Origin of the sequence: Serratia sp. Nf2, from assembly GCF_003028435.1 — a bacterium.
In the GTDB taxonomy this organism is placed as follows: Bacteria; Pseudomonadota; Gammaproteobacteria; order Enterobacterales; family Enterobacteriaceae; genus Serratia; species Serratia marcescens_L.
Genome location: NZ_PYTW01000007.1, coordinates 55,291 through 70,919, shown reverse-complemented (window position 1 = coordinate 70,919; position 15,629 = coordinate 55,291). Strand labels below are relative to the sequence as shown.

Genomic DNA, 15,629 nt, shown 5'->3' with positions numbered 1-15,629 from the left:
TAAATCATGCTGATGCTGTTTCTCACCGTGGCGCTGGTGCATCTGATTGCGCTGATGAGCCCGGGGCCGGACTTCTTTTTCGTGTCGCAAACCGCCGCCAGCCGCTCGCGCCGCGAGGCGATGATGGGCGTAGTCGGCATTTCGCTCGGCATCGTGGTGTGGGCCGGCGTGGCGTTGATGGGGCTGCATCTGATCCTGCAGAAGATGGCCTGGCTGCATCAGATCATCATGGTCGGCGGCGGCATTTACCTGTGCTGGATGGGGTGGCAGCTGCTGCGCTCCGCGCGGGCGCAGCAAGCGCAGCCGGCGGCGGAGGCCCAGGTGGCGTTGCCGAAGGCCGGGCGCAGCTTTATTCGCGGTTTCCTGACCAATCTGTCCAACCCGAAAGCGGTGATCTATTTCGGCAGCGTGTTCTCGCTGTTCGTCGGCGACAGCGTCGGCGCCGGGGCGCGCTGGGGGCTGTTCTTGCTGATCGTCGCCGAGACCTTCGTCTGGTTCAGCCTGGTGGCGGTGGTGTTTGCGCTGCCGGCGATGCGCCGCGGCTATCAGCGGTTGGCCAAGTGGATAGACGGGGTGGCGGGCGTGCTGTTTACCGGCTTCGGGTTACACCTGATCTTTACCCGTTGACCGGCAGTGAAACGCCAAAGGCCGAGCAGCGATGCCCGGCCTTTTTTGTCAGGCTTTGCGGGCGGTCGCCAGCAGCCCCGCCACCAAAATGAACAGCGAACCGAACACCCGGTTAAGCAGTTGCATCTGGCGCGGGGTTCTCAGCCAGCCGGCGATGCGCGTCGCCAGGGTGGCGTAACCGATCATCACCAGAATATCCACCAGCACGGTGGTGACACCGAGCACCAGATACTGCTCGGCCTGCGGCTGATTGGGCAAGATAAACTGTGGGAACAGCGCGGCGAGAAACACGATGCTTTTCGGGTTGGTCAGGTTGACCAGCACCGCACGGCGGAACAGACGGCGGCGCGGCATGCTGCCCGCCAGCGCATGCAGATCCAGCGCCCCGGCGGCGCGCCATTGCTGGATGCCGAGCCACACCAGGTAGGCGGCGCCCAGCCATTTCAGCAGTTCGAACGCCAGCAGCGATTGAGAAATCAGCGCGCCGAGGCCGATGCCCACCAGCACGATGTGCGCGCTCAGCCCGACCTGCAGCCCGGCGATCGATGCGGCGGTGCCGCGATAGCCGTGGCTGATGCCGGTGCTCATGGTATTGATGGCGCCTGAGCCGGGGGACAGGCTGAGGATAAGCGTGGTCAGCAGGTAGGTTAACCACCAGTCCAAGGTCATGGTTCTCGGCTCCCTGAAAGTGTCGTTTTGTGCCACAATGCGCCGAGGCGGCGCCGTTTTTTGTAAGAATTGAATCACAATACGCTAGTATGATTTCTTGTGCCAGCGGTCACATTTTCCGCCGGCCCCACAGGGAAAACGCTCTCGATGACCTCGTTCACTCTCAGCTCCGATGACTGGTTAACGCGTGAAACGCAATTCGCTGCCTTCGCCACCGGGCCGCTGCTGGACTTCTGGCGGCTGCGGGAAGAAGGCGAGTTCAGCGGCGTGGACGGCGTGCCGATCCGCTTTGTGCGTTTTCGCTCCGCACGGCATCAGCGAGTGGTGGTGGTCAGCCCCGGCCGCATCGAAAGCTACGTGAAATACCCCGAGGTGGCCTACGATCTGTTCCACTGCGGTTACGATGTGGTGATCGTCGATCATCGTGGCCAGGGGCGCTCCGGCCGTTTACTGGCGGATACGCACCGCGGTCATGTGGTAAACTTCGCCGACTACGTGGACGATTTCGAGCAGCTTTGGCAGCGCGAGGTCGAATCGCGCGGTTATCGGCAGCGCTTCGCGCTGGCGCATTCGATGGGTGGCGCGATCCTGGCGCAGTTCCTGCAGCGTCGGCCGCAGGCGTTCGACGCGGCGGCGTTTTGCGCGCCGATGTTCGGCATCCAGTTGCCGATGCCGGGCTGGCTGGCCGACCGCATTCTCGACTGGGCGGAGACCCGCCCGGCGATCCGCGACTATTACGCGGTGGGCACCGGCCAGTGGCGGCCGCTGCCCTATGTGGTTAACGTGTTGACCCACAGCCGCGAACGCTATCGGCGCAGCCTGCGCTATTATGCCGATTACCCCGAGCTGCAGGTGGGCGGGCCGACCTACCATTGGGTGCGGGAGAGCATTCGTGCCGGCCGGCAGATTATCGCTCAGGCCGGGGAGATAACAACGCCGCTGTTGCTTTTGCAAGCCGGTGAGGAGCGGGTGGTCGACAACCGTTCGCACCAGGCTTTTTGTCAGGCTCTGTCAGACGCGGGGCGTCCTTGCGAAGGGGGGCTCCCGTGGGTTATCAACGGCGCACGCCATGAGATCCTGTTCGAGCGGGACGCGATGCGCGCCGAAGCACTGAACGCAATCCTGCGCTTCTTTGCTCAACACTTAGGCGGCGCGCTGCCGCCGACAACTCCATCAGAGGTTAGAACATAACGCTATGTATCACGTCGTCGCTTCCGATTTAGATGGCACGCTGCTGTCTCCCGACCATACCCTGTCGCCGTACGCCAAAGAAACGCTGAAGTTGCTGACCCAACGCGGCGTGCATTTCGTGTTCGCCACCGGCCGCCACCATATCGACGTGGGGCAGATCCGCGACAGCCTGGAGATCAGCGCCTTTATGATCACTTCCAACGGCGCGCGGGTGCATAACACCGCCGGCGAGCTGATTTTCAGCCATAACCTGGACGGGGATATCGCCCGCGATCTGTACGGCATGCTGCACGACGATCCGGAGATCACCACCAACGTCTACCGTAACGACGATTGGTTTACCAACCGCGAAAGCCCGGAGCAGGAAGAATTCTTCCAGGAGTCGGTGTTCAAATATCAGCTGTTTGAGCCGGGCCTGCTGGAAACCGACGGCGTCTGCAAGGTTTACTTCACCTGTGAAGATCACGAGCGTTTGCTGCAGGTGGAAGACGCCATCAACGCGCGCTGGGGCGATCGGGTCAATGTCAGCTTCTCGTTCCCGACCTGCCTGGAAGTGATGGCGGGCGGCGTGTCGAAAGGGCATGCGCTGGAAGAAGTGGCCAAGATCATCGGCTATACGCTGCAAGAGTGCATCGCCTTCGGCGACGGCATGAACGATCTGGAGATGCTGTCGATGGCCGGCAAGGGCTGCATCATGCGTGATGCGCATCAGCGCCTGAAGGATATGCTGCCGGAGCTGGAAGTGATCGGCTCCAACGTCGATAACGCGGTGCCGCACTACCTGCGCAAGATGTTCCTCTGAAATAACCAGGGCGCCTTGCGGCGCCCTGGTTATTACTTGTGCTGGCCCTGCTTCTGCAAGAACTGCACGCCCTTGTCAGGGAAGTCGGTGAACACGCCGTCGACGCCGGCCTGGTTGTAGATCACGTCATACAGTTGGTTCACGTCGGTCACGTATTTCGGCAGCGCATCGGCGCGGATGGTGAACGGATGCACCGCCAGCTTGCTGGCGTGCGCTTCTTTCACCATGTCGGTCAGCACGATATGGCCCGGCTTGGATTTATCCGCTACCACCAGCATGTGGTAGTCCGGTCCGATACCGTCGGCATACTGAGCGATTTTCTTCATCGCGCCCGGTTTGAACATCCAGTCGTAGTCGTATTCTACCCACTTGCCGTCGGCTTTCTGCTCGTAGGTTTCCTGCCAGTCGTTATAGGCGATCAGCTGCACCAGCTTCAGGTCCATACCCAGCTTCGGCTCCAGCTCGTTCTTGATACGTTTGAGCTCGTTGGCGTCGAAGCACTGCAGGTAGACGTTGTCGTTTTTGCCGGTATAGCCGTACTGCTTGAGCACCGCCAGCACTTTGCTGGAGATGTCTTTGCCTTCCTGTTTGTGGAACCAAGGCGCCTTGATTTCCGGGTAGATGCCGATGTTCTTGCCGGTCGAATGGTTCAGACCCTGCACGAACTCGATCTCTTCCTGGAAGGTGTGTACGCGGAAGTCGGATTTGCCCATCGGGAAGCGGCCAGGATAACCCTGTACCTTCTTGCCGTTTTCGATTTCAAAGCCTTCGGTGAACTTCAGCGATTTGATCTCCGCCAGCGTAAAGTCGATGGCGTAGTAGCGGCCGTCTTTGCGCGCGCGGTCCGGGAAGCGTTCGGCGACGTCGGTGACGCGATCGAGGTAATGATCGTGCAACACCACCAGCTCGTTGTCCTTGGTCATCACCAGATCTTGTTCGAGGTAATCGGCGCCCTGGGCGTAGGCCATCGCTTTCGCCGGCAGGGTGTGTTCCGGCAGGTAGCCGCTGGCGCCACGGTGGGCGATCACCACTTTGTCCGCCGCCTGTGCGGCGCTGACCATCGAGGTGGCGAGAATGATCCCTGTCAGCAGGGCTTTGACTTGAGTCCGCATTCCGTTTTTCTCCGTGTTGTTGGGGGCAGGGTAGTAAAAAGGCCGCAGGGCGGCCTTTAAATCATGCAAAAGTCGTGTGACGCTTAACCGCGCTTGGCGGCGATTTCCGCGTGGTGTTTCTTTTCGTTCAGCATGGTCAGCAGCAGCAGGATAACCGCCAGCACGCCGCCGCCGATCATCACCATGAAGCCGCCGTCCCAACCGAAGAAGTCCACGGTGTAACCGACGATGGCGCTGGCCGCAACCGAGCCGCCCAGGTAGCCGAACAGGCCGGTGAAGCCCGCGGCGGTGCCGGCGGCTTTCTTCGGTGCCAGCTCCAGCGCGTGCAGGCCGATCAGCATCACCGGGCCGTAGATCAGGAAGCCGATGACCAGCATACAGATCATGTCCACGGTCGGGTTACCGGCCGGGTTCATCCAGAACACCACGGTGGCAATGGTCACCAGCGTCATGAAGAACACGCCGGTGGCGCCGCGGTTGCCTTTGAACACTTTGTCCGACATCCAGCCGCACAGCAGGGTGCCCGGGATACCGGCGTATTCATACAGGAAGTAGGCCCAGGAAGATTTGTCCAGCGCGAAGTGTTTCACTTCTTTCAGGTAGGTCGGCGACCAGTCCAGAATGCCGTAACGCAGCAGATAGACGAACACGTTGGCGACCGCGATGTACCACAGCAGCTTGTTCGGCAGAATGTACTGCATGAAGATCTGCTTGGCGGTCAGCTCTTCTTCGTCTTTTTCGCTGTAGTCGTCCGGATAGTCGTTTTTGTACTCTTCAATCGGCGGCAGGCCACAGGATTGCGGGGTGTCGCGCATCAGGGCGAAGGCGATCAGGGCCACCAGGATGGCGCCGAAGGCCGGCATGTACAGCGCCGCGTGCCAGTCGTTGAACCAGGCCATACCCAGCAGGAACAGCAGCGGCGGCAGGCCGCCACCCACGTTGTGGGCGCAGTTCCAGATGGAAACGATGCCGCCGCGTTCTTTCTGCGACCACCAGTGCACCATGGTGCGGCCGCACGGCGGCCACCCCATGCCCTGGAACCAGCCGCACAGGAACAGCAGAACGAACATCACCGCGATGCTGGAGGTGGCCCACGGCACGAAGCCCATGAACAACATCACCGCCGCCGCCAGGATCAGGCCGGCGGGCAGGAACACCCGCGGGTTGGAACGGTCGGAGACCGAGCCCATGATGAATTTGGAGAAGCCGTAGGCGATGGAGATGCCTGACAGCGCGAAGCCGAGGTCGCCGCGGCTGAAGCCTTGTTCGATCAGGTAAGGCATGGCCAGGGTGAAGTTCTTACGCACCAGGTAGTAGGCGGCGTAACCGAAGAAGATCCCCAGGAAAATTTGCCAGCGCAGCTTACGGTAGAGCGGATCTACCTTATCGCTCGGCACACGGGCGGTGTGTGCGGCCGGCTTAAAAATACTCAACATGAGCGCCTCCGATGGCTTTATCTGTTATCACATCAATATGACCTTTTACGTTCATTTGATGATTGAGCGGATATCGAATGTGGTGTTTTTGTGTTCCATAACGAGCGCCATTGTCGACAAATACGCCTGGTGTCGCTGTGACGAATGGCGCAATTGTTACACTTTCATGAAACCACGGCGGATTTTGAGCGATTCGTTAACGTTATGAAATAGAAAAACGTCCAAAAATCGTGATTATGATCACATTGATGGTTTTTTGTGGTCATTTTTATTTCGTTTTATGTTCGTTATTGTTCCTTATCAAACAAAGACCCTAATAACCGTGGCTCAATAGGCTCATAACTACCGATCCTGAGGGAGCGACATGAGCAGCTATTTTGACGGCGGCGAAACGGATGTGATCATCATCGGCGGCGGCGCCACCGGCGCAGGCATCGCCCGCGACTGTGCGCGGCGCGGCTTGCGTTGCATTTTGCTGGAGCGCCACGACATCGCCACCGGCGCCACCGGCCGCAACCACGGTTTATTGCACAGCGGTGCGCGCTATGCGGTGACCGACGGCGAGTCGGCGCGCGAGTGCATCGAAGAAAACCGCATCCTGAAACGTATCGCTCATCACTGTATCGAGCGCACCAATGGGCTGTTCATCACCCTGCCGCAGGACTCGCTGGACTATCAGCAACAGTTTATCGCCGCCTGTCGCCAGGCCGACATCGACGCCGAGGCGATCGACCCGCAGCTGGCGCTGCGGCTGGAGCCGGCGGCTAACCCGGCGCTGATCGGCGCGGTGCGCGTGCCGGACGGCACCGTCGATCCTTTCCGGCTGACCGCCGCCAACATGTTGGACGCGCGCGAACACGGCGCGCAGATCCTGACCTACCACCAGGTGGTGGGATTGTTGCGCAGCGGCGATCGGGTGGCGGGCGTGCGCGTTTACGACCATCAGAATCAGCGGCGTTATGAGCTGCATGCGCCGGTGGTGGTCAACGCCGCCGGCATCTGGGGCCAGCAGATCGCCGAATACGCCGACTTGCGCATCCGCATGTTCCCGGCCAAAGGGGCGCTGCTGATCCTCGGCCATCGCATCAACAACATGGTGATCAACCGCTGCCGCAAACCGGCAGACGCCGACATCCTGGTGCCGGGCGACACCATCTCGTTGATCGGCACCACCTCGACCCATATCGACTACGACCAAATTGACAACATGCTGGTGACCCCGCAGGAGGTGGACATTCTGATCCGCGAGGGGGCGCTGCTGGCGCCCACCCTGGCGCAGACCCGCATTCTGCGCGCCTATGCCGGGGTGCGGCCGCTGGTGGCCAGCGACGACGACCCTAGCGGGCGCAACGTCAGCCGCGGCATCGTGCTGCTCGATCACGCCAGCCGCGACGGGCTGGAAGGGTTTATCACCATCACCGGCGGCAAGCTGATGACCTACCGCCTGATGGCAGAGTGGGCCACCGACAAGGTGTGCGACAAGCTCGGCGTAAACCGCCCGTGCACCACCGCGCAAGACGCGTTGCCCGGATCCCGACAGTCGGCGGAGGAAACGGTGCGCAGCGTGGTTTCACTGCCCGCCAGTATTCGCGGCTCAGCAATTTACCGCCACGGCGATCGCGCCAGCCAGGTGCCGGCGGCCGATCGGCTCGACACCAGCCTGGTGTGCGAATGCGAGGCGGTGACCGCCGGGGAAGTGCGCTATGCGGTCAACTCGCTGACCGTCAATAACCTGGTGGATCTGCGCCGCCGCACCCGCGTCGGCATGGGCACCTGCCAGGGCGAACTCTGCGCCTGCCGCGCCGCTGGGCTGCTGACGCGCTTTAACGTCAGCACGCCGCAGCAATCCATCGCGCAGCTGTCGCAGTTCCTCAACGAACGGTGGAAAGGCGTACGGCCGATCGCCTGGGGCGATGCGCTGCGCGAGAGCGAATTTACCAGCTGGGTTTACCAGGGGTTATGCGGGCTTGAGGCCCAGGCCGACAAAGAGCAGGAGGCGGATGATGCGATTTGACGTAGTGGTGATTGGCGGCGGCCTGGCGGGCCTGAGCTGCGCCATTGCCGTAGCCGAACAGGGCAAGCGCTGCGCGGTGGTCAGTTCTGGCCAGAGCGCGCTCTACTTCTCCTCCGGCTCGCTCGATCTGCTGGCGAGATTGCCGGACGGCACGCCGGTCGAGATGCCGCTGGCGGCGTTACCGCAGCTGGCGCAGCAGGCGCCGCAGCATCCGTATGCCCTGATCGGGCCCGGCCGGGTGGCGGCGCTGTCCGCCGCCGCGCAGCGGCTGCTGGAGCGCTGCGGGCTGAACCTGCAGGGCGAGGGAGCCAATAACCATCTGCGTATTACGCCGCTCGGCACACGCCGTGCCACCTGGCTCAGCCCGCAGGCGATCCCGACGCTGCCGCTGACCGGCCAACTGCCGTGGCGGCGCATCGCGGTGATCGGCATCGAAGGATTCCTCGACTTCCAGCCGCAGATGGCCGCCGACTCCCTGAGCCGCGAGCTCGGCGTAGAGACGGAGGTGGCCTATCTGCACATGCCGGCGCTGGACCGATTGCGCAATAACCCCAGCGAGTTCCGCGCGGTAAACATCGCCCGGGTACTGGATTTGATGGAAAGCCTGCCGCCGATGGCCGAAGAGCTGCGGCGGCTGGCGGGGGAAGCCGAGGCGCTCTTCCTGCCTGCCTGTCTGGGCCTGGAGGACGATGCGTCGCTGGCGGTGTTGCAGGATGCGGTCGGCAAGCCGATCCGGCTGCTGCCGACGCTGCCGCCTTCGGTGCCCGGCATGCGCTTGCATCAGGCGCTGCGGCGGCGTTTCCAACAGCTGGGCGGCGTTTTCATGCCTGGCGACAGCGTGCTGCGCGCCGAGTGTGAAGCCGGCCGCGTCACCGGCCTGTATACCCGCAACCACGGCGATATTCCGCTGCGGGCGCAGCAGGTGGTGCTGGCCAGCGGCAGCTTCTTCAGCAACGGGCTGGTGGCGAATTTCGACGGGGTGCGCGAGCCAATCTTCAAGCTGGACGTACACAGCCGCGCGGATCGCGCCGACTGGAGCCGGCGCGAGCTGTTTGCACCGCAGCCTTATCTGCAGTTTGGCGTGCGCACCGACGGCAGGCTGCGGGCGATGAAACAGGGAATGCCGTTCGACAATCTGTATGCCATCGGCGCGGTCGCCGGCGGCTACGATCCGCTGCAGCAAGGCTGCGGCGCCGGCGTGTCATTGATCGGTGCGCTGCACGTCGCGCAGCAGATCGCCGCGGAGGAAAACGCATGAGCCTGCATCAGGACCACAGCTTTGAAAGCTGCATCAAATGCACCGTCTGCACCACCTACTGCCCGGTCGCCAAAGTGAACCCGCTCTATCCGGGGCCGAAACAGGCGGGGCCGGACGGCGAGCGGCTGCGGCTGAAAGATCCGGCGTTGTACGACGAAGCGCTGAAATACTGCACCAACTGCAAACGTTGTGAAGTGGCCTGCCCGTCCGACGTCAAAATCGGCGATATCATTCAACGCGCCCGCGCCGACTTCGCCCAGAACAAGCCGACGCTGCGCGACGCCATCCTCAGCCACACCGACATCATGGGCTCGCTGTCGACGCCGTTCGCGCCGATCGTCAACGCCGCTACCGGGCTGAAACCGGTGCGCAAGCTGTTGGACAAGGCGCTGAAGATCGATCACCGTCGCGAACTGCCGAAATACTCGTTCGGCACCTTCCGCCGCTGGTACCGGCAACAGGTGCAGGCTCAGCAGCGTTATGCCGAGCAGGTGGCGTTTTTCCACGGCTGCTTCGTCAACTATAACCATCCGCAGCTGGGCAAGGATTTGATCCGGGTGTTCAACGCGCTGGATATCGGCGTGCAGCTACTGAAACGCGAGAAATGCTGCGGCGTGCCGCTGATCGCCAACGGGTTTATCGAGCAGGCCAAAAAGCAGGCCAGGGTCAACGCCGAATCGCTGCATGAAGCGGTGCTGGAACGCGGCATTCCGGTGGTGGCGACCTCATCGAGCTGCACCTTCACCCTGCGCGACGAATACCCGCATCTGCTGGACGTGGACACTACCCCGGTGCGCGATCGGGTGGAGCTGGCGACGCGCTATCTCTATCGCCTGATCAATCAGGGGCGCAGCCTGCCGCTGCAGCACACGCCGCTGCGGGTGGCTTATCACACGCCTTGCCATATGGAGAAAATGGGCTGGACCGCCTACACCCTGGAGCTGCTGCGGCAGATTCCGGGGCTGGAGCTGGTGGTGCTGGATTCGCAGTGCTGCGGCATCGCCGGCACCTACGGGTTTAAATCGGAGAACTACGCCACTTCGCAAGGTATCGGCGCGCCGCTGTTCCGGCAGATCGAAGAGAGCGGGGTGGATCTGGTGGTGACCGACTGCGAAACCTGCAAATGGCAGATAGAAATGTCCACCAGCAAGCGCTGCGAACATCCGATCACCTTGCTGGCGCAGGCGCTGACGTAAAAACGAAAGGGCCGGCAAGCCGGCCCTCTGTGGGATTACTGCTTCAGCTTCAGGGTGGAGATGATGCCTTCGGCTTCGGTCTGCGCCTGCTGCTGATTGTCCGCCGGCAGCGTCACCTGAATGGTCAGCATGTTGTTGTTCAGCGAACCGATCAGGACGGAGGAATAAGCTTTTTCACCGCCGCTGGTGATGATGCTGTCCAGCTGACGCAGCGGCACGCCGTTGACGTCGAGCGCTTTGTTGGTGATCACCTGCAGGTTGGCGTCACGCGCGCGCTGGGTATTCTCCAGGCGCTTGGCCAGGGTCTCCAGGCTGTCGGCGGTCTTGTCGCCCAGGATGACGATCACCGCGCGCTGGCCGGTGCTGTCTGCGTAAACATGCATGTTGTTGGCCTGGTTGCCCAGCTTGCCGCTCTGATCCGCCATGCCAACTGGCAGGGTGAACGCCAGTTTACCGTCCAGCAGGCTGACCTGCTGCCCAGCCGGCGCGCTGGCCGCTGCGCCGTCTGGCGCTGCCTTGGTGTCTTTGGTGTTGCCGTCGCAGGCCGCGAGGCCAAGCGCCAGCAGGCTGATACCCATCAATTTCGCTACTTTACGCATCGGGCTTCCTTCTTCCTTTCCGGTAGGGATTCACTGTCGTATCGCAACCTATTCCAGGTTGAAATGCAAGGCAGATGTTGTCACAAGTTTTTTTCCAGTAATAGCCGATAATCAGCCACTTCGCCTATCTTTTCCAGCTGAACAATCTGATAGTGATGGGCGAGCAGCATCGTCAGCATGGCGCGGAACCGGTTACGGGTTTTGACCGTCAGTTGGCGATAGCCCTGCGCCCGCGCCCAGCGTTCCTGTTCGGCCAACAAGGCCTGCGCCACGCCGTGGCGACGGCATGTCGGCAGCACGCCACCCAGCCAGCTGTAAAACACCGTTTCCTGCCGTTGATAACCGAGTTTGAAACCGGCCGGCTGCCCGCCTATCTCGGCGATCAACAGGCTGGCGGGGGCGGCACCGATACGCCGCTGCAGATCGGCCAGGCTATGCAGGCCGCCGAATTCGGGGATGCGTTGGTAAAGGCGGTGGATTTCTTCGAGCGTGGCGGTGCGGACGATTGGGGTCATGAGCGGCCTCCAAAGGATAGGGCCGCCCAGAATAACACGACTCAGCTCGGCTGCAGGCTGCCGCTGCGCGCTGCGATGCGTTTGAGCAGCATGTTCAGCAACACGCCGTACATCGGCAGGAAGAACAGTAGGCAGATCATCACCTTGAAACTGTAATCCACCAGCGCGATCTCCACCCAGTTATTGGCCATGAAGGGATCGCTGCTCTTGTAGAAGGCGATGAAGAAGAACGCCAGCGTATCGCTGATGTTGCCGAAGAACATCGCCGCCGCCGGCGCCACCCACCAGGCGCTGCGCTGGCGCAGGCGGTTAAAGACGTGAACGTCGAGGATCTGGCCGAGTACGTAGGCCATAAAGCTGGCCACGGCAATGCGCGCCACGAACAGGTTAAAACTGCCCAGCGCCGCGAAGCCCTGCCATTCTCCCTGATAGGTGACGGTGGAGATCACGTAAGAGATGAACAGCGCCGGCACCATCACCGCCAGGATAATCCGCCGCGCCAGCGGCGCGCCGAAAATGCGCACGGTCAGATCGGTTGCGAGGAAGATAAACGGGAAGGTAAAGGCGCCCCAGGTGGTATGGAAGCCGAAAACGGTGATCGGCAGCTGCACCAGGTAGTTGCTGGAGGTAATGATGGCGATATGAAACAGCGAAAGCCAGACCAACGCCGTGAAGCGCTGCTGTGCGGTAAACGAATACATATTGTAGCCTTTTTAGCAGTGGGGTGAGGGAACCCAGTGTGTCTTGTCAAAACAGCAAAAAACGCTGCGCGGCGGCATGATACGCGTTTGCGCAACCAATGCAATGGTTAAATTTAACGCAAACGTTAACGCATCTTGCGCAGAAAAACTACCGGCGTAAACTAGGCGCTAATGAGATGCGGCGAGCGTTCGCCGATCGTTTTTGAACGAGAAAAATTGCATGACTGACTTATTTGCCCAGGCAGACCAGACGCTCGACGCGCTGGGCCTGCGTTGCCCGGAACCGGTAATGATGGTGCGCAAAACCGTGCGCCATATGGACAACGGCGAAACGCTGCTGATTATCGCCGACGATCCAGCCACCACCCGCGATATTCCGGGGTTCTGCCGCTTTATGGAGCATACGCTGGTGGCGCAGGAGACCGAGCAGGCGCCATACCGTTATCTGCTGCGTAAAGGTGTATAACGGCGACACGGTCGTGTTGATGAAGGAAAAGTTCCTTTCCCCGAAATGACAACGGGCGCGCTATGCCGCGCCCGTATTACTTTCCGAACTTAGCTGCGCTTTTTCAACAGCCGCAGCGCGTTGGCGGTGACCAGCGCGGTGGCGCCGGAGTCGGCCAGCACCGCCAGCCACAAACCGGTCAGCCCCAGCAGGCTGGTGATCAGGAAGACCCCCTTCAGCCCCAATGCGATGGTGATGTTCTGCCGGATATTGGCGTGGGTGGCGCGCGAGATGCGGATCATCTCCGCGATGCCTACCAGCCGGTTGTGGGTTAGGGCGGCGTCGGCGGTTTCCAATGCCACGTCGGTGCCGCTGCCCATGGCGATGCCGATGCTGGAGGCCTTCATCGCCGGGGCGTCGTTGATGCCGTCGCCGATCATCGCCGTCGGGCGCAGTTCGCTCAATTCGGTGACCGCGCTGACCTTATCTTCCGGCAGCAGGCCGGCACGATAGTCGAGGCCCAGCTCGCCGGCGATCGCCGCGGCGGCGCGCGGGTTGTCGCCGGTCAGCATCACGCCGCGAATACCCAGCGCGTTCAGTTCGGCTATCGCCTGTTTGGCGTCGCCGCGCAGCGTATCGCGCAGCGCCAGCAAGCCGATGGGCGCGCCGTCTTCCAGCACCACCACCGCCGTTTTGCCGGCGTTTTCCAGCTTGTCTACCTGGCTCTGCCATTGAGCGTCGAGCTGGCCCGGTGCCAGCTTGCCCGGCGCGCTGATCAGCACGGTCTTGCCGTCCACGATCCCTTCCACGCCGACGCCGGCCAGCGCGCGGCGCGCCTGCGCCAGCGGCAGCTCAGTCCCGCTTTCGGCGGCGCGGTTGATGATCGCCTGCGCCAGCGGGTGATGTGAACCGGCTTCCACCGCGGCGGCAAGCTGCAGCAGCCGCTGTTCGGTGCGCGCGCCGATCGGCAGCACGTCGGTCACCGTCGGCTTGCCTTCGGTCAGGGTACCGGTTTTATCGAAGGCGATGGTTTGTATCTGGCCCAGCTGTTCCAGCGCCGCACCGCCTTTAATCAGCGCGCCGCGCCGCGTGGCGGCTGCCAGCCCGGATGTAATGGCCGCCGGAGTCGAGATCACCAATGCGCATGGGCAACCGATCAGCAGCAGCGTCAGGCCGCGATAGATCCAGGTATCCCACGGCTGCGAGAACAGCAGCGGCGGCAGCAGGATCACCGCGACGGCCAGCAGCATAATGGCCGGGGTGTAATAACGGCTGAACCGATCGAGGAAGCGTTCGATCGGCGCGCGGCGCTCTTCGGCCTCTTCAATCAGCTGCAAAATGCGGTCGATGGCGTTTTTGCCGGGCTCGGAGATCACCTTCATCTGCGCCGCCTGATCGACGGACAGGCTGCCGGCGGCCACTTTCTCACCCTGTTGGCGCTCGACCGGCACCGACTCGCCGGTCAGGGCGCTTTCGTCGAAGCTGGCGAACGGATTGAGCAGCTCGGCGTCGGCCGGCAGGCGCCCGCCGGGCGCGATTTCAATCACATCGCCCGGACGCAGGCTGGCGACCGGCACGCGTTTGCGCTCCGCACCTTGCAGCAGCAGCGCATCTTCCGGCACCAGCTCCATCAGCGCCGTCACCCCGCGCCGTGCGCGGTTGGCGGCGTAGGATTCCAGCAGCTCACCGACCATAAACAGCAGCAGCACCATCGCCGCCTCGGCGGTGGCGCCGATGAACAGCGCGCCGATGGCCGCCACGCTCATCAGCGTTTCGATGGCGAACGGCGTGCCGGAACGAATCAGACGCAGCGCCTTGGTGGCTACCGGCGCCAATCCGACCAGCGTGGTGGCGATAAAGGCGATGCGGCCCAGCTCCGGGTTAACCCGATCCAGCACCCAGCTGACGATCATCAGGGTGGTTAACAGCAGCAGCGGTGCGAATTCGCCGAAGCGTGAGGTTTTCGGCGCGGGGGCTTTGGCGGTCTGGGTGCCGAGCAGGGTAAAGCCGGCTTGGGCGACCGCGTCCTGGATCCGCAGGCTGATGTCGGACTGTGCGTCGACCACCAGTTTTTCGGTGGCGAACAGCACGCGCACGCTGTCGACGCCGGGGAGTGAAATGACGGCATTTTCGATTTTCTTGGCGCAGCTGGGGCAGTCCATGCCGGTGACTTTCCAGCTGAAACGTTGGCTACCGGAAGGGGGAGCGGCGGCCAGCCTGTCGCTTTCCTCGTCCGGATCGTCGGGTGCGGCGGTGCAGCTGCCGCTATCGCCATGATCGTGATGGTGGTGGGCGTGTTCGGCCTGTGCGGCGGCGTTTTTCGGCTCGCTGCTGCAGCCATGTTGAGTTTTGCTGTGGCTGTGGTTGCAGCCGCATCCGCCTTCGGCGTGGTGATGTTCCTGATGATTATGGTTTTGCTGATTGTGCATAACGTCCCCCTTCGGGCTGTTAAACGGGTTTGCTCAGCTGACTCTACACCCTGGAGTCAACTCCAGAGTCAAGCGCCGGATGAGAATTATTGCTAACGGCGTTCGGGCCTATAAAGGGGTATTCATTCAATAATGAATAATGCGAATTTTAATCTATCGGCTTTTCTTATCCTCTATTGGGATGAAAAGGCTCGCCGCCGTTAGTTTAAATAAGAAAATAATATTCCTATAGAAACTAAAAAATCGCGCGACCTAATAATAAAGAGTTATTAATCTATAACGCTTTAGCAAAATTTACCCTTTTCCCTGTGCGAAGCCAGCATGATTCGCTTGAGTCTGCAGGCCGCATTACTATTGAAGTTTGGTGCCAACTTATCCTCATCAAGTTTCATTTGTTTTGTAAATAATCCTAAAAAGCAGCATAACAAACTTTCGTTGCGATAATAAATGGTTGATTATTTTATGTGCAGTTTTGCGGCCCTGCCTATAATTGGAATCGATTACCATTTTTAATGGCGATCTTATTTGCTGATATATATGCATTAATTCTACCTAACACACTGCCGGTAACGGCGCATAAGCCCCTTCCAGCAAGCTTAAGGTTCATTAACCGTGGCTTACGGGGAGGTTATGTC

14 protein-coding genes are annotated in these 15,629 nt (G+C 61.3%); 7 read left to right on the top strand and 7 right to left on the bottom strand.

The window, feature by feature from the left end:
* The first annotated feature begins 6 nt into the window (after nt 1-6).
* Nucleotides 7-627 (top strand): threonine export protein RhtC, encoded by a 621-nt coding sequence (gene rhtC / locus C9411_RS16270; RefSeq protein ID WP_016929486.1) that lies wholly within the window; start codon nt 7-9, stop codon nt 625-627.
* 48 nt (nt 628-675) lie between these two features.
* On the opposite strand, the gene rhtB is transcribed toward rhtC, so the two are convergent.
* The gene (rhtB, locus tag C9411_RS16265; protein ID WP_063989072.1) at nt 676-1,296 is read right to left on the bottom strand and encodes a homoserine/homoserine lactone efflux protein; all 621 of its coding nucleotides are present in this window, start codon (nt 1,294-1,296) and stop codon (nt 676-678) included.
* Nucleotides 1,297-1,443: 147 nt separating this feature from the next.
* Here rhtB and pldB point away from each other — a divergent pair, with 147 nt between their 5' ends.
* Together pldB and yigL are read left to right on the top strand one after the other, a co-directional pair.
* Complete coding sequence (pldB, locus tag C9411_RS16260) at nt 1,444-2,487, top strand: lysophospholipase L2 (RefSeq protein ID WP_060424198.1); 1,044 nt, start codon at nt 1,444-1,446, stop codon at nt 2,485-2,487.
* 4 nt (nt 2,488-2,491) lie between these two features.
* Entirely contained in the window at nt 2,492-3,289 is a 798-nt protein-coding gene (gene yigL, locus C9411_RS16255; RefSeq protein WP_063989071.1) for a sugar/pyridoxal phosphate phosphatase YigL, read from the top strand.
* A gap of 32 nt (nt 3,290-3,321) precedes the next feature.
* On the opposite strand, the gene glpQ is transcribed toward yigL, so the two are convergent.
* Complete coding sequence (glpQ, locus tag C9411_RS16250) at nt 3,322-4,401, bottom strand: glycerophosphodiester phosphodiesterase (protein WP_019452531.1); 1,080 nt, start codon at nt 4,399-4,401, stop codon at nt 3,322-3,324.
* A gap of 83 nt (nt 4,402-4,484) precedes the next feature.
* Nucleotides 4,485-5,837, bottom strand: coding sequence for a glycerol-3-phosphate transporter (gene glpT, locus C9411_RS16245; protein WP_063989070.1), 1,353 nt, complete (start codon nt 5,835-5,837; stop codon nt 4,485-4,487).
* Nucleotides 5,838-6,201: 364 nt separating this feature from the next.
* Here glpT and glpA point away from each other — a divergent pair, with 364 nt between their 5' ends.
* The 3 genes from glpA to glpC are packed head-to-tail and all read left to right on the top strand — an operon-like array spanning nt 6,202 to nt 10,305.
* A complete protein-coding gene (glpA, locus tag C9411_RS16235) occupies nt 6,202-7,851 on the top strand; it encodes an anaerobic glycerol-3-phosphate dehydrogenase subunit A (RefSeq protein WP_107227494.1) in 1,650 nt (549 codons plus the stop codon).
* The gene (glpB, locus tag C9411_RS16230; RefSeq protein ID WP_107227493.1) at nt 7,841-9,109 is read left to right on the top strand and encodes a glycerol-3-phosphate dehydrogenase subunit GlpB; all 1,269 of its coding nucleotides are present in this window, start codon (nt 7,841-7,843) and stop codon (nt 9,107-9,109) included. The genes glpA and glpB overlap by 11 nt, the downstream gene beginning before the upstream one ends.
* Nucleotides 9,106-10,305 (top strand): anaerobic glycerol-3-phosphate dehydrogenase subunit GlpC, encoded by a 1,200-nt coding sequence (gene glpC / locus C9411_RS16225; RefSeq protein ID WP_063989067.1) that lies wholly within the window; start codon nt 9,106-9,108, stop codon nt 10,303-10,305. Before glpB ends, glpC begins: the two co-directional genes overlap by 4 nt.
* A gap of 35 nt (nt 10,306-10,340) precedes the next feature.
* Here the strand turns inward: glpC and C9411_RS16220 are convergent, their stop codons facing one another.
* The 3 genes from C9411_RS16220 to C9411_RS16210 all read right to left on the bottom strand — a co-directional run bounded on the left by C9411_RS16220 (nt 10,341) and on the right by C9411_RS16210 (nt 12,120).
* Nucleotides 10,341-10,904: a DcrB family lipoprotein gene (locus tag C9411_RS16220; RefSeq protein WP_025304887.1), complete on the bottom strand. Its 564-nt coding sequence runs from the start codon at nt 10,902-10,904 to the stop codon at nt 10,341-10,343.
* A gap of 80 nt (nt 10,905-10,984) precedes the next feature.
* Entirely contained in the window at nt 10,985-11,419 is a 435-nt protein-coding gene (locus C9411_RS16215) for a GNAT family N-acetyltransferase (RefSeq protein ID WP_063989066.1), read from the bottom strand.
* Nucleotides 11,420-11,460: 41 nt separating this feature from the next.
* On the bottom strand, nt 11,461-12,120 hold the full coding sequence (locus C9411_RS16210) for a 7-cyano-7-deazaguanine/7-aminomethyl-7-deazaguanine transporter (RefSeq protein WP_060424186.1): 660 nt from the start codon (nt 12,118-12,120) through the stop codon (nt 11,461-11,463).
* A 220-nt stretch (nt 12,121-12,340) separates the two neighbouring features.
* Here C9411_RS16210 and tusA point away from each other — a divergent pair, with 220 nt between their 5' ends.
* On the top strand, nt 12,341-12,586 hold the full coding sequence (gene tusA, locus C9411_RS16205; protein ID WP_025304890.1) for a sulfurtransferase TusA: 246 nt from the start codon (nt 12,341-12,343) through the stop codon (nt 12,584-12,586).
* A gap of 89 nt (nt 12,587-12,675) precedes the next feature.
* Here the strand turns inward: tusA and C9411_RS16200 are convergent, their stop codons facing one another.
* A complete protein-coding gene (locus C9411_RS16200) occupies nt 12,676-14,994 on the bottom strand; it encodes a zinc/cadmium/mercury/lead-transporting ATPase (RefSeq protein WP_107227492.1) in 2,319 nt (772 codons plus the stop codon).
* Nucleotides 14,995-15,629 lie beyond the last annotated feature (635 nt).